This window comes from Niveispirillum sp. SYP-B3756 (assembly GCF_009495745.1).
Classification (GTDB): domain Bacteria; phylum Pseudomonadota; class Alphaproteobacteria; order Azospirillales; family Azospirillaceae; genus Niveispirillum.
Genome location: NZ_WIDQ01000007.1, coordinates 165,999 through 190,689, shown reverse-complemented (window position 1 = coordinate 190,689; position 24,691 = coordinate 165,999). Strand labels below are relative to the sequence as shown.

Sequence of the window (24,691 nt, the reverse complement as noted above, 5' to 3'; positions counted from 1 at the left end):
CTTCACCGTCACCCCGGCGAAGGCCGGGGTCCAGTTTCGTAGAGCAAAGCGCTCGATGATTCTGTACCCCGCCCCTCACAAGGATGATGGGATCAGGAAAAGGCAAAGAGGAGAATGCCCGGTTACGTTTACATCCTCGCCAGTACCCGCAATGGGACGCTCTATATCGGCGTAACCAGCGATATCAGCAGGCGAATTTACGAACACCGGGAAGGTCTGGTCGATGGATTTACCAAGAAGTACGGCATCGCCACCCTGGTTTACTGCGAGACCTTCGACCGCATCGACGATGCGATCCGACGGGAAAAGCAGATGAAGGAATGGAAGCGGGACTGGAAAATACGGTTGGTTGAGAGTGCGAACCCGGATTGGAACGACCTTGCAGGCGATCTGCTGTGAGGTTCGGAAAATCCGATACGAGTCCCTCAACCGTCACCCCGGCGAAGGCCGGGGGCCATGCCTGAAGCGCCTCGCCCTGTGAACTGGACCCCGGCCTTCGCCGGGGTGACGGTTGAGAGGGCGGCAATGTAGTGAAAAGACAGGAACCGGGTCAGATCCGGCAGTACGGAGCAGCGTTATGTCCCTGATCGAAATCAAGAATCTTCATGCCTCGGTCGATGGCAAGGCGATCCTCAAGGGGGTTGATCTGACCATCAATGCTGGTGAGGTCCATGCCATCATGGGCCCCAACGGGGCAGGCAAAAGCACGCTGTCCTATGTGCTGGCCGGCCGCGAGGGCTATGAGATCACCGAAGGCAGCGTCACTTTCGACGGCCAAGACCTGCTGGCCCTGGAGGTTGAAGAACGCGCCGCTGCCGGCCTGTTTCTGGCCTTCCAATATCCGGTGGAAATCCCCGGTGTCACCAATGCCACCTTCCTGAAGGAAGCGCTGAACGCCATCCGCAAGACGCGCGGCGAATCCCCGCTGGATGCCATGCAGTTCCTGAAGCTGATCCGGGCCAAGGCCAAGGATCTCTCCATGACTGACGAGATGATCAAGCGCGCCGTCAATGTGGGCTTCTCCGGCGGGGAGAAGAAGCGCAACGAGGCGCTGCAAATGGCCGTGCTTCAGCCGAAGCTGGCCATTCTGGATGAGACCGACAGCGGCCTGGATATTGACGCGCTGAAGATCGTGGCTGAGGGCGTGAACAAGCTGCGTTCCCCGGAACGCGGGATGCTGGTGATCACCCATTACCAGCGCCTGCTGGATTACATTGTGCCCGACGTGGTGCATGTGCTGGCCAATGGCCGCATCCAGAAGACCGGCGGCAAGGAACTGGCGCTGGAGCTGGAAGCCAAGGGCTATGCCGAGTTCGGCATCAGCGACGCGGCGGCCTGAGGAAAAGCGACACGCCATGGCCGCCCCCGACACCTATATCAGCCTGGAACGGGATATCACGGCCTCCAGCCCGGAGGCCGAACCGGTGATTGCCGGCCTGATGGCCTATAACACGGCCCATCTGCCGCCCAGTCACAACCGTTTTATGCTGGTGATCGGTGACCCGGAGACGGGTGCCCCCGCCGCCGGCATGACGCTGATCGGCTGGGGCGATACCGCCTATTGCTTCTGGGGTGTCTGGTCACTGCAAGGTGCGGTGGACCATCCGGGGGCTGTGGCCGTGCTGCTAGGGCTGGCGGAGCAGGAACTGGCGCGGCGCAACATGACGCGGATGGAGTTCTACATCCGCGCCCATGATGATACGGCACCCTACAGCACCTATGGTTTCACGGTCCGCCAGCAGGTGGATGGGCATGTCAATGGCCGGCCCTTCACCGTGATGGAAAAGCCGGTGGCCTACCCGGACAGCCCGCCGAATGCCGAGGGCCTGTCCATCGCCCTGCACGCCCCACCGTCCCGCCAGTTGGGCCGGGATGCCTGGGCCGTGACCGACCGGCGGCGTCGCCTGATGCTGGCCCAGCCGCTGACCCTGGTGGCAGCCATGGTGCGTGACCGGGCCAGCCATGCCGTGCTGGGCGGCGCCCTCTGCTACGCCACCCAGGGCGACTATATGGTCGATATGGTCTGGCTGGATGATCGGCTGCGCGGCACCGGTGTCGGGTTCGACATGCTGGCCCGCGCGCTGGATGAAGGCCGGGCCATGGGCTGCACGCGGGCGGGGGTGGAAACGATGGATTGCCAGGCCCCCAAATTCTATCCGAAGCACGGTTTCCAGCGCTTCGCCTATGTGGCGAGCCCGGTGCCGGGCATGGGCATGAACTTCTATGAAATGCGGCTTTGAGAGATGAGTGGCGAACTGACCCCGACCCATAGCCCCCAGGGCGCTGCTTCCTTCATCGAACAGGTGAAGCAGGCGCAGCCTGCCCTGGCCCCGGTGGCACATCCCTGGCTGGCCTGCTTCCGGGCGGAGGGGATGGAGCGTTTCGCCAAGGCGGGCCTGCCCACCACCCGGAATGAAGCGTGGAAATTCACCAACCTGCGCGGGCTGGACAAGCTGTCCTTGTCGCCGGCCCCGGATGCCAAGTCCGTGCCGGTGGATGCCATCCCCACCGCCCTGGAAGCGGCGGGGCCGCGTCTGGTCTTCATCGGCGGGCAGTTCCGGGCTGACCTGTCGCGCATCCAGGGCCTGCCCGATGGCGTGCTGCTGGATGCCCTGTCGGCGCAGATGGAAGCTGACCCGCAGGGGCTGGCCGACCGGATGGAGGGGCTGCTGGCCCGCTTCCCCGGTGCTGATCACCCGATGCGGTCGCTGAATGCCGCCTTCCTGGCCGATGGCGTGCTGCTGCACGTGCCAGCGGGTGTGAAGCTGGCCCAGCCGGTGGAACTGGTTTTCCTGGCCCCGGCGGGCGTGGCCGCTGCCTGGCACCCACGTCTGGTGGTGGTGGTGGAGGATGGGGCGGAAGCCACCATCGTGGAACATCATGCCGGCCAGCCGGGTGCGGCCTACCTGTCCAACATCGCCGCCGATGTGGCAGTGGGCAAGGGTGCCCGGCTGCACCATTACAAGATCCAGCGCGAAGGGACGGACGCCTTCCACATCGCCACGCTGAACACCCATCTGGCCGATGCCAGCACCTATGACACGTTCGTGCTGAACTTAGGTGCCCGTCTGGCCCGGCATGAGGCGCGGCAGGTGCTGGGGGGTGAGAAGATTGAGGCGCGGGTGTCTGGTGCCTATGCCATCGGCGGCGATCAGGTCAGCGACATCACCACCCTGATCGACCATGCCAAGCCCAACTGCACCAGCCGCGAGGTGGTGAAGGGTGTCATCGACGGCAAGGCGCGCGGCGTCTTCCAGGGCAAGATCATCGTCCGCCCCGATGCGCAGAAGACCGATGGTTACCAGTTGAACCGCGCCCTGCTGCTGTCGGAAACGTCGGAGATCAACAGCAAGCCGGAACTGGAAATCTATGCCGATGATGTGAAGTGCAGCCATGGGGCCACGGCGGGCGAACTGGACGAGGATCAGATGTTCTATCTGCGGGCCCGTGGCGTGCCGCGCGACATGGCCCGCGTGATGCTGATCGGTGCCTTCCTGGATGAAGCGATGGACGAGATCATCGACGAACAGGTCCGCGCCTATTTCCGTGCCGCCGCAGCGGCCTGGATGGGAACGGAACGCGCCTGATGAACGCCGCCGCCCACCCCAGCTCCCTGGCCGATCTGGCGCTGGAAATCTGCCATCCAGCGGATATGTCGGCGCTGCGCTGGCTGCACGACCGGGTGTCGGCGGCCGAGCGCGCGGCCCTGGGCGTGGGGCGGGAGGATGCGGGCCTGTTCATCAAGGACGAAACCGGGCGCATCGTGGCCGGGCTGGTCTGCTGGCTGCGTGGGGGCGATGCCTATCTGCATATGCTGTGGGTGGATGCGCCCTGGCGTCGTCACGGGCTGGCCGCCACCTTGATGCGGACCGGGGAGGCACTGGCCGCCAAGCGCGGCTGCACCCGCGCCCTGGTCAATACCATGCGGTTCCAGGCGCCGGATTTCTATCCGCGCCTGGGCTATGTACCCATGGGCGTGATGGTGGATTTCACCGGCGGGCATGACCGGCTGTATTTCCGTAAAAGCCCGCTGGCCGAGAAGGCCCCGGCACCGGACCTGCCGCCGGGCCTGCGGCTGGAGGTTTCCGCCCCGCCCGCGCATGAGGATGTGCGGCTGGTGGAGGAAGGGCTGGATGCCCATTGGCTGCTGCATATTGACCGGCTTTACACCGAACTGACGGTGATGGCCCGCAATGCTGCGGGCGACCCGCTGGGCGGTGTGATGGGCGTCGTCGACAATGGGTACTTCACCCTGGTTGATTGCTGGGTGGAACCGGCCCAGCGCGGCCAAGGTTTGGGCAGCCGGCTGCTGGCCGCGGCAGAAGCGACGGCGGCAGAGGTCGGCTGTCGCTGGGCCACCGCCTGCACGATGGCATTCCAGCATCCGGGCTTCTTCCAGGCCCAGGGCTACGCGCCTGTGCTGCATATCGAGGATTATCTGTTGGGCCATGGCCGTTACTGGCTGCGCCGGCCCCTGGGGACGACACCATGAGCGATACCGCCACCCTTTCCCCCACCAGCCTTGGCAATGCGCCCTATGATGTGGAGCGTGTGCGCCAGGATTTCCCGATTCTGACCCGGCTGGTGCATAAACGCAAAGGCCGGCCCGGCAAGCCGCTGGTCTATCTGGATAATGGTGCCTCGGCCCAGAAGCCGCGCCAGGTGATCGACGCCATGTCGCACCTGCTGGAGAACGATTACGCCAATGTGCATCGCGGCGTGCATTTCCTCTCCCAGCGCTCGACCGACCTGTATGAGGGCACGCGCGACAAGGTGGCCGCCTTCCTGAACGCGCCCAGCCGGGAGAACATCGTTTTCACCCGCAACGCCACGGAAGCGTTCAACCTGCTGGCCCAAAGCTGGGGCCGGCGGTTCCTGAAGGCGGGCGATGCGGTGCTGATTTCCTGGATGGAACATCACGCCAATATCGTGCCCTGGCAGTTGCTGCGCGACCAGATCGGCATTGAAATCAAGGTGGTGCCGGTCCTAGATGATGGCTCGCTGGACATGAGCGCCTATGCCCAGTTGCTGACCGACAATGTGAAGCTGGTATCCATCACCCATGCCAGCAATGTGCTGGGCACGGTGAACCCGGCCAAGCGTATTGCCCAACTGGCCCATGCCAAGGGCATTCCGGTGGCGTTTGATGGCAGCCAGGCCGCCGTGCACCAGCCAGTGGATGTGCAGGCCATCGACGCTGACTTCTATGTCTTCACCGGGCACAAGCTGTACGGCCCCACCGGCATCGGTGTGATGTATGGCAAGATGGAGCATCTGAATGCCATGCCGCCCTGGCAGGGCGGCGGCGACATGATCTCCACCGTCAGTTTCGCCCACACCACCTACCGCGAAGCCCCCTATCGGTTTGAGGCGGGGACGCCGGCCATCGTGGAAGGCATCGGCTTAGGTGCTGCGATTGATTATGTGACCGCACTGGGCATGGATGCCATCCATGCCCATGAACAAAGGCTGCTGGCCTATGCCACCGGCCGGCTGTCAGAGATCGACGGCGTGCGCATCATCGGCACCGCGCCGGACAAGGCCGCCATCATCAGCTTCACCATGGATGGCATCCATCCGCATGATATCGGCACGCTGCTGGACAGCCGGGGCGTGGCCGTGCGGGTGGGCCGGCATTGCGCCGAACCGCTGATGGACCGGTTCGGCGTGGGTGCCACCGCCCGCGCCAGCTTCGCTGCCTATAATACCGAGGCGGAGGTGGATGCGCTGGTGGATGCGGTGTTGGCGACCAAGAGTTTCTTTGGGTAAGGGCTTCCCCCATGTTTGATGATTTGCGCGACCTTTACCAGGAAGTGATCCTGGACCACGGCAAGAACCCGCGGAACTTCGGCAAGCCGGAGAGCTATAACCGCACCGCGCGCGGCGACAACCCGATGTGCGGCGACAAGATCAATGTCTATCTGACCGTGGATGGGAACGGCATCATCCAGGATCTGCGCTTTGACGGGCGCGGCTGCGCCATCAGTCAGGCCAGCGCCAGCCTGATGACGGAAATCCTGCGTGGCAAGCCGGCGGCGGAGGCCGAAGCCCTGTTCGAGTATTTCCACGATGTCTGCACCAAGGATGATGATGAACAGGGCGTCCATGAGAATCTGGACGAGGATGCGACCGACAAGCTGGCCGTGCTGTCGGGCGTGCGCGAATTCCCCATGCGGGTGAAATGCGCCACGCTGGCCTGGCACACGATGAAGGCCGCCTTGCATGGCGACCCTGTCACTTCCACCGAAAATTCCGCCTTCTGAGGGGGACGAAAAAAAATGAGCAGCAATCCACGCCCCATCGCCCCCGGCATTTTCATGGGCAGCCCGGCGGAAGTACCGGAAGATGAGAAGCTTCCCCCCGACGCGCCGCTGGCCGACCGGGTGGTGGAAGCCCTGCGCACGGTCTATGATCCGGAGATCCCGGTGAATATCTATGAACTGGGCCTGATCTATCGCTGCGATGTGGATGCGGAAGGCGATGTCGAGATCGAAATGACCTTGACCGCCCCCGCCTGCCCGGTGGCCGGCGAAATGCCGGGCCAGGTGCAGCAGGTGGTGCAGGCCGTTGACGGTGTGCGCAGCGCGCGGGTCGATCTGATCTGGGAACCCGCCTGGGATCCCAGCCGCATGAGCGACGAAGCGCGTATCGCGTTGAACATGTTTTGATGTGAAGGAGCCCGACCATGGCCCGTCCCCTGCCCAAGGCAATGACCATCACCGACGCCGCCGCCGAGCGGGTGAAGGAACTGATCAGCCGGTCCGACAAGCCGATCATCGGCCTGCGCGTGGGCGTGAAGGCGCGCGGCTGTTCAGGCATGAGCTATTTCGTCGAATATGCTGAGGAAAAGAAGCTGTTCGAGGAGGTGGTGGAGGATAAGGGGGTCACCATCCTGATCGACCCTGCCGCCACCATGTTCCTGATCGGGTCGGAGATGGACTATAGCGAGGATAAGTTCCAGTCCGGCTTCACCTTCAAAAATCCGAACGAAAAGGCACGCTGCGGTTGCGGCGAGAGCTTTATGGTATAAACTTGAGGCGTCGGCTACTGTCTGTAGCCGAATTTTAGATTGAATATTAAATTATTTTTACCCTCTTATCCGGAGATCATGGATATTTCCATTGGAGATAGGCGACCGCTTGCGCGCGCCTCATGAAAGCACAGGTCCTACAGCATGATAAGGACACGCGGCGTCTGAAGAAAACGCTCATATGAAGAGCCATGTCCCCTGAATTTTGATATTATATCAATCTTCGGGAGAGGACCATGAAGCGTCCTCGACTTGGCGAGGCAAGAACATATCGGTATCATATCTGCCTAATGGCCCGCCTTTGGGTGGTTTGGCGTTAATGCATATTTAAGTATTCCTGGAGAGGAAAATTGAATCGGGAACACTCAACAGCGCCTATTGACCTCAATCCTGTTCCAGTAATTGATGGCTTGCGAGCTATTGCCATTATCGGCGTGGTATTTCATCATTTTGCGGTTGGATATGTAAGTCCAAATTCTATTAAATCTCCCATCAACGAACTGTGGCTTCCTTTTAAGCTAATTTTACAAAATGGCTGGCTTGGCGTCAGTCTTTTCTTCTTTCTATCTGGGGCCGTTCTTTATCTTCCCTACGCCCGTGGAGAGAAAAAGATGGAGAACTTGGGGGATGCCAAGAAATTTCTCCGACACCGTTTAGAGCGCTTACTTCCGCTCTATTATTTTGTGGGATTTGTCTGTATCGGCTATGGATTGAAGGATCCTTTCAACACTGATAGTTTGCGCGACTGGGTTTATATTTTGATGCTGCTGACTGCTTCATTCAACTTCCATCCATCCAGCTTCGCACCCCGCTTCAATTATCCATTTTGGTCAATCGGGCTGGAAATATGGTTCAGCCTGCTGTTTCCCCTATTACTCCCCCTTTATCAGCGGCACCGAAACACCTTGCTGATCGTCGCTGTAGCCGTCACCTTCCTATTGCGTGGGATTAACGCAACTCCCCCGAACGCATCTGGTGGGCTTCACTGGATCGCGGATAGTTTGCCGGCACGCCTGCCGGACTTCCTGTTTGGTATGTTGGCGGTCGATCTTGTGAGGGCGCGATCCCGGTTACTGAATTGGGGGAGCTTCATCGTTCTGGGGATCGGCGGAACATTTGCCGTTCTGGCTCTGTGGCACTTCTGGTACCTGGGTGTCGTTTCAATTTACTCTAAGATTTTTCTAACTATTCTTCTGGATATTTCATTGTTATTTTGTATTGGTTTTCTCTTCTCGCGCCATAGCTGGCTGGACGCTGTACTCACACTGTGGCCCCTGCGCGCGATTGGTGTTATGTGCTATAGTATTTATCTTTGGCATAAACCGCTCTTGGATCAACTTGTCACGGGAAGAAAATTAAACTTCATAGAACGGATAGAAAATCTGCCACTCTACATTGGCTTCTTACTTATAATTTCTACGCTCAGTTACCGCTATTTTGAATTTGGCGGGCGGGATATCCGTTCCATTTTTCGGCTTCGTCCGAAGAAAGATTGACACTGGAAGCGGGGTCTTTTCTGGCAAGTTTGGGTAACAACGCCAGCACAGCAAACAGGCACGCCGGTAAAGCGAAGGCGATGACGCGAGGGGATTGGCTCAGTATGTTCCCATTAACATGAGGATTATAGAAGACAGGCATGACGACCATAAGCCCCAGGCTGATGGCAAGGCAGCCATATAATCCCGACAACCGCCTGATTTTGCAGTAGGCTGGTGCCGTTGCGACCAGAAGGCCGGCAATACCCAAAGCGATGCTGATGCCAAACCATGCCTTCGGTAACAGAGAAATCAGATGTTGGGGCAGAAATGCCGATGCATCGTAAAGCAGAAATGGCACAACCAAAATAGTGATAACGACACCAAGTGCAGCAGTAAAAATGACTGTATAATGTCGACCGCAGCGGCCAAAAATGTAAGAAACACCGAGAATCGCAGCACTGGCGAAAATTGGACGGGAGACGATGGCAATACCCAAAAATATTGCGGAAACTATTAACTTCCAGCGCCTTGGTTTTCCTTCAGCACCAACATGGTGTACCAGCATTAACGCCGCAGCGACATAAAAGCAATTAACCCCAAGGTCACCGCCATGCATGTAATCCTGCAACAGGAGGGGCTGACCGAAAAAAGCGACAATAGCAAATGCTGCACGCGCCTGCAGTCCGCTCGCCATGCTCGTCAGCAAAATAAGCCCGATCGGTCCCCATAGTAGATTCTGCCAAGCCGCGCCGCCCAGCAGATGAAAAGGGGCTGCCAGCAAGAATGCGCCCGGCATGGGTGTCAATCTTCCACCCAAATAGGTACGTACATAATATGGGAATTCACCGGCGAGAAGCCGGCTGATGCCGATATCCAATGCCTCGTCGCGGTCTGTCCCAGCCCCCAATAATCCCGCCTGGGATAGGGGATATCTTATGACGAACATTGCAACCAGAATGGCGCAGGCCAAGGCCAGCAGCCATTTTTCATGGCGTCGTACCCATTGAGCCCACGGCTTGGAGCGTTCCACTGCCAGCAGAATGCTGAAAGAGACTGTCGGCAGGATCAGATAAAGGAGAAGGCCAATCGTACCACCGGTGACATGAGCCACATGTTGGGATGGAAAAATCAGAAAGATGCTCAATAAAAAAATGATAATTGGCATCAGGGACCGCGCCGCAACCAAAGGAAAATAGAGGCCCAAGTTTAAGCACGCCTCATTATCGAATGATAGTGCTTAAGATCAAGTTGGGATGAGCAGAACGCATCGCAACTTGGTAATGTTGCGACCGCCGCCGCGCGGCCCGTGCCACGTGAAGCCAAGCCGTTGGCATGTTGGCGCCGACGATCAAGGCAATTGAGTATAGGATCAAGCAAATCAGTTCCAGTCCGGCGTCACCTTCAAGAGACCGGACTGGAAGGTGCGCTGCGGCTATGCTAAAAACTTTACGATGTAATGAATAGGGCAGCCGATGATGCGGCCATGGGTTAAGCCAAACCACAAAGCTGCCACGATCTGCTTCGCGGCCGCCCCCCTCCCCCTGCTGTTGACCCGGATCACCGATCCGGTTTGGCTGATGGCAGCCTTGCTGGGCTGGCTCTTGGCTTTTTGCCTGTTGGTCCGGGGCGCCCTGCGCTAATCCACCCTTGCCCCGGCGGGCGTTCCGCGATACCGGGTCGCCTATGAGTGCTGCCACCCCCATACCCACCCTTGCCGACGCCGCTATCGCGGTGCTGACCACGCCGGACGCCGCCGACAAGGTGCGCCTGTCCCGCACCCTTGCCGCCGCCTGGCGCGAGGGGCGCATCAGCGAAATCGGCCAGGGCAGCCCGCCTTCCCGGCCCGCGCGCCCTGCCAAGCCAGAACTGCGCCACCCCAAGGATATGCCCAAGCGCGGCAAGGGGCAAAGCATCGCCAACCGCATCGCGCTGTTGCACGCCATCGCCCATATTGAACTGAACGCCATTGATCTGGCCTGGGACATCGTGGCCCGGTTTCGCACCCTTCCCGATGGTACGCCGCTACCGCGCGCCTTCTATGATGATTGGGTGCGCGTGGCGGAGCAGGAGGCCAAGCACCATGCGCTGGTCGCCGACCGGCTGGCCCATTTTGGCGCTGCCTATGGCGACCTGCCGGCCCATGATGGCTTGTGGCAGGCCAGCGAGGTGACGGCGCATGATCTGCCGGCCCGGCTGGCCGTCGTGCCGATGGTGCTGGAAGCGCGCGGACTGGACGTGACACCCGCCATCATCGACAGCCTGACCAAGGCCGGCGACCGGGACAGCGTGGCCGTGCTGGAGATTATCCTGGCGGAAGAGGTGGGACATGTGGCCGCCGGCCGCCGCTGGTTTGAACAGGCGGCCCGCTGCCTGGGCCAGGAGGCTGGCCCCTGGTGGCAGCATCTGGTGCGCACCCATTTCAAGGGGGAATTGAAGCGCCCCTTCAATGGCCTGTCGCGCGAACTGGCGGGCCTGCCATCGGACTGGTATGAACCACTGGCCAGTGACCTGCCCCACAGCGCGTGAACCCTGTTCGGTTCCATTATCTTGTGGCAGGGTGAAACAAAGGCCCAATCATAGGGCCTGTGCGAGACGGCGGTGACACAAATGACGAAACGGGTGCTGTTCCCCCTGGTGCTTGCCGCACTGGCCTGGTACTCGCCCGTGCTGGCAGAGCCGCCGGCAACGGGTGACAAGAAAGCCGAGCCGCCCGCCATGGAGGAGGAAATCATCGTACGCGGCCGCCGTGATGGGGAGCCCGACTTTCAGGAACAGAACGAATTCCACCAGAAGGAATTCGAACGGCTGAACAAGATCTATGGCAAAGAAGCCCCGCCCAACCGCCGGCTGGACCGCATGACCGACAGCCCCAACCCGGATGCCGGCAAAACCGTTGTTCCCAGCGCGAATGGTGGCACCGTCCAGGGCCAGCCCAATGCCCGACCCTGGTGACGTACGGCGGAAGCTCAGTTCCGTCGCTTGGACAGGTCGCCCGTCTTCAGATCCTGTAACAGGGTGGGGCTGATCTCACCCGTCAGCGGGCGGTCATTATCCAGTTCGAACTGACGGATCGCCTCAGCGGTGGCCTTGCCGACGCGACCATCCGCCGGCCCAGTCCAATACCCCCGGCGTAACAATTCTTCCTGAACCTGCACCGTCTCCGTCGGTATGGCCGGGCGGCGGCTGTTATAGACCTTGGGCAAACCGAAGGAGAGGCGCTGCAACAGCGCCTCTGACGGGCAGCCATCAGGCTTCAACCCGGCCTGTTTCTGGTAATCGCGGATGGCCTGGCGCGTGCCACGGCCGACGGTACCATCGGGCTTGCCGGCATCGAAGCCGGCAATGGCCAGTTCTGTCTGAATTTGTTTGATCACCGGCACGGATTGCAGCGGCACCACCCCATCGGCGGCACAGGCGCGGTGCCATTCCGGCTGCGGGGTGGCCAGGGCAGGGCTGGCCAGCATGGGGGTGGCGATCAGGGCCATCAGGGCAAGGGACAGGCGGCGCATGGGATTGGGTCCGGCGGGTTGTGACATCCGATTGCCCATGCTGGCCGCCAAGGGTGGCAAGAGAATGGCGAAGAAACACCCCACCGTTACAGGCCCGTTACAACAGCGGGCTTGGCGTGAAACCCGATCGGGCTAGGATGGGCACCATCTTTCATCCACCGGCACCGCTGGCTGCCGTTTCTTGGAGTGAAACCACCGATGTTGAGCCGCCGCGCCACCCTTGCCGGTCTGTTCGCCCTGTCCGCCACCGCCGCCGCCCTGGATGGGGTGATGGCGCGCATGGCCCTTGCCGCCACCCCCGAGACCACCGCCGACAAGGCTTTCAACGCCTTCCTGGAAAAGGCGTGGCAGGATGAACTGGCGCGCAGCCCGGAAATGCGCACCCGTCTGGGCCTGCCCGGCCGCCATGATGCCTGGACCCTACCCGATGACGGCTATCAGCAGGAAAGCCTGCGCATCGCTGCCGCCACGCTGAAGGAACTGCGCGGCTTTGACATTAACAGCCTGTCGCCGTCGGCCCGCATCAGCCACCGGCTGCTCGAACAGAAGCTGACCACCGGCATTGAATTTTATCGCTGGCGCTTCCACCAGTTCGCCGTCAGCCATCTGGAAGGCGTGCATACCAACATCCCCTCCTTCCTGATCGGCTATCACGCCGTGGAGAAGAAGCAGGATGCGGAGGATTATGTCACCCGCCTGAACGGGGCCGCCACGCTGATCGATATCACCATCGACCAGATGGGCCGGCAGGCGAAAAAGGGCGTGCTGCCGCCCGCCTTCAGCTTCCCCCGCATTCTGACTGCCGCGCGGAATGTGGTGGAAGGGGCCCCCTTCACCAAGGGACCGGACAGCCCGCTGCTGGCCGACCTGAAGGAGAAGGTGGAGAAGCTCTCCATCCCTGCATCCGAAAAGCAGGCGCTGATCCGCGCCGGTCGTGCAGCACTTTCCGACAAGTTGAAGCCGGCCTATGGCCGCTTCATCGCCGCGGTGGAAGGGTTCCAGAAGCAGCAGACGGCCAATAATGGTGCCTGGGCCCTGCCCGATGGCGACGACTATTACCGGGCGCAGATCCGCTTTCATACCGGCCTGCTGATGACAGCGGATGAAATCCACGCGCTGGGCCTGTCGGAAACCGCCCGCCTGCATGGGGAATTGCAGCAGGCCATGGTCAAGCTGGGCTTCAAGGGCAGCGTGCAGGATTTCTTCCAGCATCTGCGCACCGATCCCGCCATGCGCTTCCCCGACAGCGAGGCGGGCCGCAAGGAATATCTGGCCACCGCCGCCGGCTATATTGACGGCGTGGCCGCCCGCCTGAGCGAGATGTTCGGCACCCTGCCCAAGGCCAAGGTGGTGGTGAAGCCGGTGGAGGCCTATCGGGAAAAGGCCACCCCCAGCGCCTTTTACGAACAATCCTCCCCCGATGGCTCCCGCCCCGGCGTGTTCTATGCCAACCTGTCCGACATGTCGGTGCAGACGCGGCATGATCTGGAGGCTTTGTGCCACCACGAAGCCCTGCCCGGCCACCATATGCAGATCGCCATCGCCCAGGAAACCGACGGCATCCCCACCTTCCGCCGCTTCACCTGGGACACCGCCTATGGCGAAGGCTGGGCCATGTATACGGAGCGCATGACCAAGGATTTCGGCTTCTATAAGGAACCGCTCTCAGAGGCCGGGCGCATTGTGTCCGAACTGTTCCGCGCCGGGCGGCTGGTGGTGGATACCGGCATCCATGCCAAGAAATGGACGCGCGAACAGGCCATCGCCTGGATGGGCGAGAATACCGCCAACCCCATTGCCGACAATGAGAACGAGATCGAGCGCTATTTCGTCTGGCCCGGTCAGGCCCTGGGCTACAAGATCGGTATGAACAAGATTTTGGAGCTGCGCGAACAGGCCAAGGCCACCCTGGGCGAGAAGTTCGACATAAGGGGTTTCCATGACACGGTGCTGAAGAACGGCCCCGTCACCCTGCCCATCTTGGAAGAGGTGGTGGCGCAGTGGGTCGACAGCCGCAAGAGCGCCTGAGGGAAATTTCTATCAATCCGCCGGGCGTTCGCCCGGCGGTGGGGCAATGGTCACATTGCCGGCCGGGAAGCGGAAGCTGAAAGCCGTGCCTTCATTGGGCCGGCTTTCCACCGAGACGCTGGCGCCATGCAGTTCTGCCAGCGCCCGCGCGATGGAAAGCCCCAGCCCCGTGCCATGCTGATGATCCTGCACCCGACCCACCTGTTCAAACGGCCGCCAGATGCGGTGCAGATCATCGGGCTGGATGCCCACCCCGCTGTCGGCCACCACGATGGTCAGGTCGCCATCCGCCTCCAGCCCCACCTTGATGCGGATGGAACCACCATCGGGGGTGAATTTCACCGCATTGCCGACGATATTCAGCAGCAGCTGGCGCACCGCCCGTTCATCGCCCAGCAGCTGCACCCCCTCCGCCCCGGTCATCTCCAGATCAAAGGCCAGTTCCTTGGCGCGGACCAGCCCCTGGGCGATGCGCCGCACCTGGCGCAATTCATGTTCCAGCGGAATCCAGCACAGGTCCAGCACCAGCCGCCCCGCCTCGATCTTCGACAGGTCCAGCATGTCATTGATCAGGGAGAGCAGATGCCGGGCCGCCATGATGATATCGTCGGCATATTCGGCATGGGGATCATCCGGCCCGGCATCGGTGGCGATCATGCCGGCAAAGCCCAGAATGGCGTTCAGCGGCGTGCGCAGCTCATGGCTCATGGTGGCGATGAAAGCGGATTTGGCGCGCGATGCCTCCTCCGCCGCCAGCCGGGCCGCCTCTGCCGTGGCCGCCTGGGTCTGCGCCGTCACATCCACCAGCGTGGCCTGGATGGCCTTATGCCCATCCCAATCCACCGCGCGGGCCAACACATCGACAAAGATCAGGGCGCCATTCTGGCAGCGCAGCATCCGGTTGCGCTGGACCGGCAGCTGATCGCCCGCCAGCAGCCGCTCCCATTCCATCTTCGCGGTTTCCAGCTCGCTGGTCAGGATGATGCTGGACACGCCGGCCCGCCGCAGCGCGCCTAGATCGGCATAGCCGGTCATTTCCAGAAAGGCCGGGTTGGCGAACAGGATATGCCCGCCCTGATGCACCATAATACCCTGGACCGAGCCTTCCACCATGTCGCGCAGGCGCTGTTCATTGGTGCGCAGGGCAGTCTCGATCTCCCGTGCCTCCGTGACGTCGCGGCCTTCGACCATCAGGCGATGGACGCGCCCGCGTTCGTCCAGGATCGGCGTCAACGCCAGATCGAAGATCAGCGGCGCCATGAAGCCGGGGCCGGTCTGCAAATCCATGCGGATGGTGGCGCCGCGCCGGGCAGAGGCCAGAATGGCGGCGCGCAGCCGTTCCTGTTCCAGCGACGCCCCCTGCCACCAGGGCGTGGACCAGAGGGGGCGGCCGATCAGGCTTTGCAGCAACAGACCGCCGCTGCGCAGGGCGGCCCGGTTGGCGGACAGCACCAACCCATCCGGGTCCAGCAGGATCAGCATCTGCTGGGTCGATTCGAAATAGGCAGCCATCAACCGCCCGTCACCCAGGCCGAACCCGGTCGGGTCAGGAAACCCGCTGGTATCCGCTGCGATCATGCGGCAATCCCTGCACAAAGCCGAAGACGCCCGCCAGGGGCGGCATTCGATGAATTTCGTTTGAAATTTTCCGGACCGGGAACGGGAACCGACAGATTCTCCGGGAACCTGTCAAATGTTGTGCGACAAAAACAGTCACCCGGCAACATTTTGTTGCCGGGTGACCATCATAACGGATTATGGCCGCCGGGAACAGGGACCGTCAGCCGGCCTGCTGATCCCCATGGCCCTGGATACGCTGCGCCAATGCTGCCTGCAGGAACCGGTCCAGATCGCCGTTCAACACGCCGGCGCTGTCGCTGGTTTCCACGTTGGTGCGCAGATCCTTCACCATCTGATAGGGCTGCAGCACGTAAGAGCGGATCTGGTGGCCCCAGCCAATATCGCTCTTGGTGGCTTCCAGGGCGTTGGCCGCCTCTTCGCGCTTGCGCAGTTCCATCTCATAGATGCGGGCGCGCAGCATGTCCCACGCCTTGGCGCGGTTCTTGTGCTGGCTGCGTTCCTGCTGGCACGACACCACAATCCCGGTGGGAATGTGGGTGAAGCGCACCGCCGAGTCGGTCTTGTTGACGTGCTGGCCGCCGGCCCCGCTGGCGCGGAACGTGTCAACCTTCACATCCTTCTCGTTGATCTCGACATTGATCTTGTCGTCGATCACCGGGGTGACGGACACGGAGGAGAAGGAGGTGTGGCGCCGCGCCTGGCTGTCGAATGGGGAAATGCGCACCAGACGGTGCACACCCGTTTCCGACTTCAGCCAGCCATAGGCATTGTGCCCCTTGATCTGGATGGTAGCGGACTTGATGCCGGCTTCTTCGCCGTTCGTCTCGTCCAGCAGATCCACCTTATAGTCATGCTGCTCGGCCCAGCGCGTATACATACGCAGCAGGATCAGGGCCCAATCCTGGGCCTCTGTGCCACCGGCACCGGCATTGACTTCCAGGAAGGCGTCGTTGGCGTCGGCTTCGCCGGAAAGCAGGCTTTCCAGCTCCATCTTGGCGGCGCGGTCCTTCAGGCCCAGCAGAGCGGTTTCCGCCTCGGTGATCATATCCTGATCGCCCTCGGCTTCGGCCATCTCCAACAGTTCCAGATTATCCTTCATGTCGCGTTCCAGCTGTCTGGTGCCGTTCAGGCCCGAATCCAGCTGGTTCTTTTCCCGCAACAGCTTCTGGGCACGCTCAGCATCGTTCCAGAGGTTGGGGTCTTCACAAAGGGCGGTCAGTTCGTCGAGGCGGAAAAGGGATTTCTCCCAGTCAAAGATGCCTCCTCAGCAGGACCAAGGACTGTTCAACAGCCTCGATCACCGCCTGGATCTCGGCACGCATGGGCGGCTCCTGATGATCACAAGGGTGGACCACCCAGGGGGCGGCCAACATTTAGGGAGCGTTGTATGTAGCGGCGCGCGCCCGCCGCGCCAAGCCCTATCACGCCCATGACCGGGCATAGCCGCTGCCCTGAACGTGAAAAGGCCGCAGGGAAAGCCCCTGCGGCCTTTTCGGACTGCCTGAACCCAATGATACCAACCTGTCTGAAGGTTGACCTTCAGACAGGTTGGAGGCCAGTGACCGCTGGCCCGCGGGCTCGTGCCCGCGTAAGCCAAGGCGGCGGATGCCGCCGCCCGGCGCGTGAGGGAACACTCATCTCCCTTGATCGGTTACGATCAAGGGAGATGAGTATGACATCAGAAGCGGTAGCCGACGCCGACGCCGATGATCCAGGGGTTGATATCAACATCGGCATTGATCAGGGACGGCAGGCCGGCATTGACCTTCACATCCGTGTTCAGCCACAGCTTCTTGACGTCGAGGTTCAGCGACCACTTCTTGGTCAGCTCCACATCCACACCGGCCTGCAGGGCATAGCCAAAGCCATTGTCATACTTGGTATCCAGGGCCTGGCCCGGATCTTCGCCATAGAAGAAGGTGTAGTTCAGACCCGCACCGACATAGGGGCTGATCTGGCCCTTCGGGTTGAAATGGTACTGCAGGGTCACCGTCGGCGGCAGCAGCCAGACATCGCCCAGATCAACCGAGGCACCCAGCGGGGTGGCCTTGGCCTTCGGGTGGTGATGGGTGGTGCCCAGGATCAGCTCAGCCGCGATATTGTCGGTGAAGAAATAGCTGAAATCCAGTTCCGGCACGACGGACATGTCGAGGGAGGCATGGCCGGGGATGGCGGCATTGCCCAGCTTCAGATCGCTGCTTTCATCCGGCGACACGAAGATCACGCGGCCACGAACGAGCAAATCCCCGGCGGCCTTCTCCGCCATGGCAGGGGTGGCGGCGGACATCAGGAGGGCGGCGCCACCAATGGCGGCAGCCAGGGCAGTCTTTTTCATAACAGAGGCTCCTATATCATGTGCCGGGCGAATATTTCGTCTTCCCAGCGGCGCGCTCTCCTTGGCGCGTCCTACAGGAGCTTTTCTATAACTTCATGATCGCTGTTTCTCTGACTTGGATCAATTCGGCGTTTGTTTATGCTGCCGACTGATGCGGTCGAGGCAGGCGGGCCTGGGCGCCGGCCAGGATGGCATCCATGGCCGCCTGCGCCGTGCCAGGGGGCTGGCCATCCAGCAGCAGTCCCAGACAATCGCGCAGCGCCTGGGCGTCGGTAGTCTGTTCCACAGCATCCAGCGCATCCGCCAGCCGCAGGGCAATGCGCCGCAGTTCCGCCGGCGCCGGCGTGGCATCGAAAGCCAGCGACCGGCGGGCCAGCGCCATCTGCTCCCCGGCCAGTTGCAACAACTGGCTGGTGGCGCCATCGCCCAGTCGGTCACGCAGGGTGGACAAGGCCGATGGCGGTGGAGCAGACGCGGGATCAGGCGTTTCCACCCGCCCCAACCCGTCCGGCGGCATCACCGCAGCCAAAGCTGCCAACAATTCCTCCAGCCGGATCGGCTTGGCGATGAAGCCCTGCATTCCGACAATGCGGCTGCGAGCCACGGTCTCCGGCAATACATTGGCGGTGAGCGCAATGACCGGCACATGTGCCATGGGGCCGCCACTGGCGCGCAACCGGGCCGTGGTCTCGAACCCATCCAGGCCAGGCATCCCGATATCCATCAGCACGGTGGAAACGGCTTTCTCGCGCAGCAGAGCCAACGCCGTTTCCCCGTCGGGGGCCTGGATCACCTCCACCCCATGCCGGTTCAGCAATTGCTGGGCGACGAAGCGATTGACCTCGTCATCCTCCACCAACATCACCTGCGGCCGGCGATTCCAGCAGGGCAGACTGCGCACGGTGGCGTTCCCCTGTTGCGGCATCAACGCCAGAGGCATCGGCAGATCGACAGTAAAGACCGTGCCGTGGCCAAGGCTGCTATCCACACTGATATTGCCACCCATCATGCGGATCAGCTTATGGCAGATCGACAGACCCAGGCCGACACCGCCATGGCGACGGCTGTCCCCCGCTTCTGCCTGATAGAAGGGTTCGAAGACATGGGCCAGCTTTTCGGAGGCAATGCCGATGCCGGTATCGGCCACAGTAATCCGCAGCGGCACACCATTGGTCCCGGCCTTGTCCCCCATCTGCAGCGGCCGGCGGGTGACCGCAACATGGATGCCGCCCACCTCGGTGAATTTCACCGCATTCCCGATCAGATTCAGCAAAATCTGGCGCAGGCGGGCCGGATCGGTGCTGACATAACGCGGCACGTCAGGGGCGATGGCAATATCCAGCGACAGGCCATTGGCCGCGGCACGCCCTGCCATCAATTCCACCGCATCATAAAGCCTTTGATGCAGGTCGACCGGTTCGCTGGCAAGCGAGAGATGCCCAGCCTCCATCCGGCTGAGATCCAGCAAATCCTCCAGCAGCGACAGCATGGACTGCCCTGCCTTCTCCATCACCGACAGGGCTCGTCGGGTGGCCAACCGGTCGCCGCCCGCCCCGTTCATAATTTCCAGCCCGCCCATCATGGCATTGATCGGGGTGCGGATTTCATGGCTGACAGTGGCCAGGAAAACCGATTTGGACCGGCTGGCGGCTTCGGCCCGCTGGGCCGCCTGATCGCGCTGGCGGGCATAGCGGGCCGAAGCGGATACCTGCAATTGCAGACGCCGCTGCAGCCATTCATTGGTCACCCCCATCATGGCCAGACAGCACAGATTGGCACCAACGGTGGACAGCAGCAGGTTCAGCCCATTGCTGGGGCTGGGTGAGAAATAAAAAACCTGACGGGGACTGAGGACAAGATCCAGCAGCCGTGCCACCATCACCAGGGTCATGATGCCGAAAATGGCCGTCGGCAAAATCCACAGTTGCTGACGGGTACGGTGGCCGGAGCGCCAGCTTTCCCAGGCATTGGCACCATTGATCCCCCCCACCCAGATGGAGGCCAGGATGGAGCGAAGCACCAGATCGTCCCGTGTCAGCACGTCATAAACCAGCACGCCGACCAGCATGAACAATGTCCAGAGCGGCGTGGCCCAGCCCGGCGGGCGGCCGGAAAAGCGGCGGATGCCCACGAGCACCAGCACCAGGGCAAACCCGACCAGCAGGTTGCCCAGCGACACCGAAAGCCAGAGTGGGATATAGCCGCGCGCGATAAGGAAGCTGAACCCCAGACAGCCAACAATGCTGGAGAGCGTCCAATAGCCCAGACCAGGGATCGCGCGCTGCCGCCACCAATAGACGGCCATGACAAAAGTCAGCGACAGGCTGGTGACGATAAACACCACCATCAATGTCGGGACATGCAGCTGCTTCAGCAGTTCCATGATGCCGCCAGCCTTTCCCTGAAATCATCCCGCCGGTAGAGCTAACCCTTTCTTCAATCATGTCGGCGCAGAAATGTCACGGGGGCAAAATGATCAGGTGCCCTTCATAAAAGAAGATGATCAGATAATATTGCTGATTTTGGACAATGATGGCCGGAGGCTGGCGCCAGACAGCCTTGTTGCGGCGCCCGGTGCCTGGGAGACGGTGCCAATCCCATGGTCAAGGGCCATGGGCAGCATGGAAAAGGCCCGCCCCGTTTGAACCGGGGCGGGCCTCGCTTGGGATCAAGCCGCGATCAGATTGCCCGTGTTGCCTGATCCAGCCAGGCGCGATCAGCGCCTTCCACCAGCGGGGACAGTTCACGCAGAACACGGGCGTGATAGGCATTCAGCCAATCCCGTTCTTCCGCCGTCAGCAGCGACGCATCCACCATCCGCAGGTCGATAGGGCACAGGGTCAGCGTCTCAAACCCCAGCATCGGGCGCTCAGCCCCGGCAATCTCCACCGGCACCACCAGTTCCAGATTCTCCACCCGGATGCCGTAGGAACCGGCCAGATAGTAACCCGGCTCGTTGGACAGGATCATGCCCGGCAGCAGCACGACGCCGTTCACCGTCTTGCCGATGCGCTGCGGCCCTTCATGCACGGACAGGAAGGAGCCGACGCCATGGCCGGTGCCATGGTCGTAATCCAGACCCGCCTGCCAGAGGAACTGGCGGGCCAGCACATCCAGCTGAATGCCCGCCGTGCCCATGGGGAAGCGGACGCGGTTCAGCGCGATATGGCCCTTCAGCACCAGGGTGAAATGGCGCCGCGCCTGCGGGCCCGGATCGCCCACCGCCAGGGTGCGGGTGATGTCGGTGGTGCCGTCCAGATACTGACCGCCGCTATCCAGCAGGAAGACGCTGTTCTGATCGACCTGACGGTTGGTTTTCTCATTGGCGCGGTAATGCACAATGGCGCCATTGGGGCCGGCACCGCTGATCGTATCGAAGCTGGGCCCCCGGAAATCGGCGGCACCGCGACGATAGGCCAGCAGCGTATCCACCACGGTCAGCTCATCCAGGCCCCCCTTCGGCGCCACCTCGTCAAACCAGCGCAGGAACCGCACCAGGGCGGCGCCGTCGCGGCGATGGGCCGCCTTGGAACCCTCGATCTCCACCGCATTCTTGGCCGCCTTGGGCAGCACGCAGGGGTCACCGCCCTGATCGACGGCGGCACCGGCCTTTTCCAGCCGGTCGATCACCCACAGGGCGGCGGTGGTACCATCCAGCCGCACCCGCGCCTCCTTGCCCCCCAGCGCATCCAGCGCCGCCGGCAATTCACCCGGCGCCCGGATGGCCACCCCATTGCCCAGATGCTGCTCCAGCCCCGGCGCCAGCTTGCGCGCATCGACGAACCAGTCAACCTGACCATCCCGGTGGATAATGGCGAAGGACAGCGGCAGCGGCGTGCAGGGCACGTCCGAGCCGCGCACATTCAGCAGCCAGGCGACGCTGTCCGGCTGGGTCAGCACGGCGGCATCCAGGCGCTGCTTTTCCAGCGACGCCGCAATATCGGCCCGCTTGTCGGCGGAACCGCGACCCGTTGCGGACAGCGGCTGGATATTGACGATGCCCAGCGGGGCCGGTGGCTGGTCGGTCCAGACGGCATCGATCGGGTTGCTGTCGGTCGGCACCAGTTCGATCCCGGCGGGGGAGAGGGAGGCCCGCATCTTGTCGGCCCAGCCGGCCGTGTGCATCCAGGGATCAAAGCCCAGCTTGGCTCCGGCCGGCAGGTTGGCTGCCGCCCAGTCGCCGTGGAACTCCTCCATCAGGTGGTGATAGCTGAAATGGGCCGCCGATACTTCCTGGCGGACCTGGATCGTATAGCGGCCATCGGCGAAGACAGCTGCCTTGTCCAGCAACACCACCACCGCCCCGGCAGAGGCGGTGAAGCCGCTGATCCAGGCCAGTCGGCTGCCGCGCAGCGGTACATATTCGCCCTGATATTCATCGGCGCGCGGCACCACGAACCCATCCAGGCCCCGGCGCTGCAACTCCGCCCGTAGCGCCGCCAGCCGGGCGCCATGGTCGCCATGGGCAGGATCGGCCGGGCGGGCGATGCCGGCCCGCAGCGCCAGCAACTGCTCGCTCAACCCATCGGACCGTTTCGACGCGACCAGATCCAGCCAGGCATCCGGCAATTCCCCATCCGGGGCGGCATTGACGCCGGCGATCAGGTCACGGATATCGGCGACGCTGCGCGCCACCCCGGCTTCCCGCAGCAGGCGGGCGAGATTGTCGTCGCCGCCATAGGCGGCCGTGGAGATGGAGGCGGACAAGGGTTTGCTCCCGTTCTGGGCGGTATGGATTGCGCCAGAGGCTAGAGCGGCAGCGATGCTGGCGCAAGCGCTGCCGCGCATCCGTCTGCCATACTGAAACGAAAGAAATTGCCCCCTCCACAAGGCGGCAGCTTGCGGTGCCAACCTGTTGGCGTCATGGTGCGGGCATGAGCGACGCTGCACCCGTCCCCACCGCCGGCCCCCGCATTCGCACCATCCCGCCCGGCGAGGACCGGGAACGGTTGGTCTGCCCTGACTGCCACTATATCGCCTATGAAAATCCCAAGATCGTCGTCGGCGCGGTGGTAACGGACACGGCTGGACGCATCCTGTTGTGCCGCCGTGCCATCGAACCGCGCCGGGGCTATTGGACCCTGCCCGCCGGCTATATGGAACTGGGGGAAACGACTGAGCAGGGGGCGGCACGGGAAGCGTTTGAGGAAGCCGGGGCCCGCATCGCCATTGATGCGCTGCTGGCCGTCTACAATATCCCGCGCATTTCCCAGGTGCAGTTGATCTATCGCGCCACCCTGGCCGACCCCGCCATTGCGGCCGGGCCGGAAAGCCTGGAAGTGGCGATGTTCAACTGGGATGATATCCCCTGGCACGATCTGGCCTTTCCCTCCGTGCCCTGGGCGCTGGAGCAATATCGCGCCCGCATCGGGCAGCTGGCGTTCCCGCCCGCAACCAACCCGCCACCCCCGGTGGAAGGCCTGTAATCGCCCACCCGTCCGGCGCAGAATTGGGCCAACGCCTTTTCCCCCGCCAGACAGGATCAAGGCCCCATCATGCGCACATCCCCCGCCGCCCGCGAGGAACCCTGCACCGGCTGATGCTGGATAGCCGCGTGCGGCGCGGCATCCGCCAGGGCGACCCGACGGAACGGGAGGTGCATGTTTATGTGCCGGCGGGCCATGAGGGGTGCGCTCGGCCCCTGGGTGCCAAGGCCAGCCATATGGTGAAGGTGGGCAAGGCAAGATGGCGAGGGGGTGAAGAAATCATCCACCAGCACCAGAACCAACAAAGGCCCGATCATTGCTGACCGGGCCTTTGAATCTGGTGGAGCCAAGCGGGATCGAACCGCTGACCTCTACAATGCCATTGTAGCGCTCTCCCAGCTGAGCTATGGCCCCGAAACTTTTGCGCGCTGCCTGGGCTGTCAGCGCCGTGGGCGGGTTTATGGAGAAACTCCGCCACGGATGCAAGGGGAAAAATCATGGACGCCCCGGCTTTCGCCCAAGGGCAGAAAAGCATAAAGGCCCGGTCGCTGCCGACCGGGCCTTTATTATTTGGTGGAGCCAAGCGGGATCGAACCGCTGACCTCTACAATGCCATTGTAGCGCTCTCCCAGCTGAGCTATGGCCCCGAAACTTTTGCGCGCTGTCTGGGTCGCCAGCGCCGTGGGCGGGTTTATGGAGAAACCCGCCCCTGGATGCAAGGGAAAAATTCAGCCGATTGTCATTTTTATGCAATCGGCTGTTCCCCCGCCGGATCAGCGATCCTCGTCGCCTTCGACATCGACGACTTCACCCATGTCGTCGCCGTCATCCAACTCGTCGGCATCTTCCAGCAGGACGTCTTCGTCCTCCACCACATCGTCGGCAACGTCGTCGGTGGCGAGATCGTCGGCGACATCGGCTTCATCCACGCCGATCTCCACCGTTTCCTCGTCCAGCTCCTCCGTCTCGACGTCCAGCGTCTCCTCGTCCCCGACGCTCTTGACCGGCTTCTTCACGTCATCGGTCGGCATCGGACGGGCCCGGCGGGAACGCAACAGCGCCTCCGGGTCGAAGGTGGTGCCGCAGGACGGGCACACCGGCGGATCTTTCCGCATATCGTAATAGCGCGCGCCACAACTCGGGCAAATGCGCTTAACCCCCCATTCGGGCTTCGCCACCTAAATCCTCCATCAATTCCATAGCGCCCAGAACGCAGCACTGCGGCTCTGGCGGCATCTGCCATGATACCTGCGGCCTGTCAACGAACTTGGCCACCCACCACCGATTTCCCGATATGCGAAGCG

At 62.1% G+C, this 24,691-nt stretch carries 23 protein-coding genes and 2 tRNA genes; 15 read left to right on the top strand and 10 right to left on the bottom strand.

Annotated features, from left to right (window positions below):
- The first annotated feature begins 114 nt into the window (after positions 1-114).
- From GE253_RS15955 to GE253_RS15910, 10 genes are all read left to right on the top strand, one after another.
- Positions 115-399: a GIY-YIG nuclease family protein gene (locus GE253_RS15955; RefSeq protein ID WP_153205144.1), complete on the top strand. Its 285-nt coding sequence runs from the start codon at positions 115-117 to the stop codon at positions 397-399.
- 184 nt (positions 400-583) lie between these two features.
- Positions 584-1,339, top strand: coding sequence for a Fe-S cluster assembly ATPase SufC (gene sufC / locus GE253_RS15950; RefSeq protein WP_089286835.1), 756 nt, complete (start codon positions 584-586; stop codon positions 1,337-1,339).
- Between the two features lie 16 nt (positions 1,340-1,355).
- Positions 1,356-2,240: a GNAT family N-acetyltransferase gene (locus GE253_RS15945; RefSeq protein WP_153205143.1), complete on the top strand. Its 885-nt coding sequence runs from the start codon at positions 1,356-1,358 to the stop codon at positions 2,238-2,240.
- Positions 2,241-2,243: 3 nt separating this feature from the next.
- The gene (gene sufD, locus GE253_RS15940; RefSeq protein ID WP_153205142.1) at positions 2,244-3,587 is read left to right on the top strand and encodes a Fe-S cluster assembly protein SufD; all 1,344 of its coding nucleotides are present in this window, start codon (positions 2,244-2,246) and stop codon (positions 3,585-3,587) included.
- Entirely contained in the window at positions 3,587-4,492 is a 906-nt protein-coding gene (locus GE253_RS15935) for a GNAT family N-acetyltransferase (RefSeq protein WP_153205141.1), read from the top strand. The genes sufD and GE253_RS15935 overlap by 1 nt, the downstream gene beginning before the upstream one ends.
- The gene (locus tag GE253_RS15930; protein ID WP_153205140.1) at positions 4,489-5,769 is read left to right on the top strand and encodes a cysteine desulfurase; all 1,281 of its coding nucleotides are present in this window, start codon (positions 4,489-4,491) and stop codon (positions 5,767-5,769) included. Before GE253_RS15935 ends, GE253_RS15930 begins: the two co-directional genes overlap by 4 nt.
- A gap of 11 nt (positions 5,770-5,780) precedes the next feature.
- Entirely contained in the window at positions 5,781-6,263 is a 483-nt protein-coding gene (sufU, locus tag GE253_RS15925; RefSeq protein WP_153205139.1) for a Fe-S cluster assembly sulfur transfer protein SufU, read from the top strand.
- 54 nt (positions 6,264-6,317) lie between these two features.
- A complete protein-coding gene (locus tag GE253_RS15920; RefSeq protein ID WP_247878697.1) occupies positions 6,318-6,668 on the top strand; it encodes an SUF system Fe-S cluster assembly protein in 351 nt (116 codons plus the stop codon).
- A 17-nt stretch (positions 6,669-6,685) separates the two neighbouring features.
- Positions 6,686-7,030, top strand: a complete 345-nt coding sequence (locus GE253_RS15915; RefSeq protein ID WP_153205137.1) for an iron-sulfur cluster assembly accessory protein — start codon at positions 6,686-6,688, stop codon at positions 7,028-7,030.
- A gap of 350 nt (positions 7,031-7,380) precedes the next feature.
- Positions 7,381-8,526: an acyltransferase gene (locus GE253_RS15910; protein ID WP_153205136.1), complete on the top strand. Its 1,146-nt coding sequence runs from the start codon at positions 7,381-7,383 to the stop codon at positions 8,524-8,526.
- Here GE253_RS15910 and GE253_RS15905 read toward each other — a convergent pair.
- Positions 8,453-9,673 carry a hypothetical protein gene (locus tag GE253_RS15905; protein ID WP_153205135.1) on the bottom strand — a complete coding sequence of 407 codons (1,221 nt, stop codon included), beginning with the start codon at positions 9,671-9,673 and terminating at the stop codon, positions 8,453-8,455. The genes GE253_RS15910 and GE253_RS15905 overlap by 74 nt on opposite strands.
- 518 nt (positions 9,674-10,191) lie before the next feature.
- On the opposite strand from GE253_RS15905, the gene GE253_RS15900 reads away from it, so the two are divergent.
- Positions 10,192-11,034 carry a ferritin-like domain-containing protein gene (locus tag GE253_RS15900; protein ID WP_153205134.1) on the top strand — a complete coding sequence of 281 codons (843 nt, stop codon included), beginning with the start codon at positions 10,192-10,194 and terminating at the stop codon, positions 11,032-11,034.
- An 81-nt stretch (positions 11,035-11,115) separates the two neighbouring features.
- Positions 11,116-11,460 (top strand): hypothetical protein, encoded by a 345-nt coding sequence (locus tag GE253_RS15895; RefSeq protein WP_153205133.1) that lies wholly within the window; start codon positions 11,116-11,118, stop codon positions 11,458-11,460.
- 14 nt (positions 11,461-11,474) lie between these two features.
- On the opposite strand, the gene GE253_RS15890 is transcribed toward GE253_RS15895, so the two are convergent.
- Entirely contained in the window at positions 11,475-12,017 is a 543-nt protein-coding gene (locus GE253_RS15890; RefSeq protein ID WP_173012671.1) for a peptidoglycan-binding protein, read from the bottom strand.
- Between the two features lie 198 nt (positions 12,018-12,215).
- Between GE253_RS15890 and GE253_RS15885 the strand changes: the two genes are divergently transcribed.
- The gene (locus GE253_RS15885; protein WP_153205131.1) at positions 12,216-14,045 is read left to right on the top strand and encodes a DUF885 domain-containing protein; all 1,830 of its coding nucleotides are present in this window, start codon (positions 12,216-12,218) and stop codon (positions 14,043-14,045) included.
- Between the two features lie 12 nt (positions 14,046-14,057).
- On the opposite strand, the gene GE253_RS15880 is transcribed toward GE253_RS15885, so the two are convergent.
- The 5 genes from GE253_RS15880 to GE253_RS15860 form a co-directional block, all read right to left on the bottom strand.
- The gene (locus tag GE253_RS15880) at positions 14,058-15,623 is read right to left on the bottom strand and encodes an ATP-binding protein (RefSeq protein ID WP_153205130.1); all 1,566 of its coding nucleotides are present in this window, start codon (positions 15,621-15,623) and stop codon (positions 14,058-14,060) included.
- Positions 15,624-15,825: 202 nt separating this feature from the next.
- A protein-coding gene (prfB, locus tag GE253_RS15875) for a peptide chain release factor 2 (RefSeq protein WP_153205129.1) occupies positions 15,826-16,948 on the bottom strand; the annotation gives its coding sequence in 2 pieces (ribosomal slippage) (positions 15,826-16,878 and positions 16,880-16,948; 1,122 coding nt in all).
- Between the two features lie 356 nt (positions 16,949-17,304).
- Complete coding sequence (locus tag GE253_RS15870; RefSeq protein ID WP_089286016.1) at positions 17,305-17,961, bottom strand: OmpW family outer membrane protein; 657 nt, start codon at positions 17,959-17,961, stop codon at positions 17,305-17,307.
- Between the two features lie 136 nt (positions 17,962-18,097).
- Entirely contained in the window at positions 18,098-20,344 is a 2,247-nt protein-coding gene (locus GE253_RS15865; RefSeq protein ID WP_153205128.1) for an ATP-binding protein, read from the bottom strand.
- Between the two features lie 296 nt (positions 20,345-20,640).
- Complete coding sequence (locus GE253_RS15860) at positions 20,641-22,668, bottom strand: aminopeptidase P family protein (RefSeq protein WP_247878687.1); 2,028 nt, start codon at positions 22,666-22,668, stop codon at positions 20,641-20,643.
- A 167-nt stretch (positions 22,669-22,835) separates the two neighbouring features.
- Here GE253_RS15860 and GE253_RS15855 point away from each other — a divergent pair, with 167 nt between their 5' ends.
- A complete protein-coding gene (locus GE253_RS15855) occupies positions 22,836-23,387 on the top strand; it encodes an NUDIX hydrolase (protein WP_153205126.1) in 552 nt (183 codons plus the stop codon).
- Positions 23,388-23,500: 113 nt separating this feature from the next.
- Complete coding sequence (locus tag GE253_RS15850; RefSeq protein ID WP_153205125.1) at positions 23,501-23,710, top strand: hypothetical protein; 210 nt, start codon at positions 23,501-23,503, stop codon at positions 23,708-23,710.
- Positions 23,711-23,725: 15 nt separating this feature from the next.
- Here the strand turns inward: GE253_RS15850 and GE253_RS15845 are convergent.
- From GE253_RS15845 to GE253_RS15835, 3 genes are all read right to left on the bottom strand, one after another.
- Positions 23,726-23,801: transfer RNA gene (locus tag GE253_RS15845), tRNA-Ala, on the bottom strand.
- A 157-nt stretch (positions 23,802-23,958) separates the two neighbouring features.
- Positions 23,959-24,034, bottom strand: a tRNA-Ala gene (locus tag GE253_RS15840).
- 126 nt (positions 24,035-24,160) lie between these two features.
- A complete protein-coding gene (locus GE253_RS15835) occupies positions 24,161-24,565 on the bottom strand; it encodes a TIGR02300 family protein (protein ID WP_089287709.1) in 405 nt (134 codons plus the stop codon).
- Between the last annotated feature and the right edge of the window lie 126 nt (positions 24,566-24,691).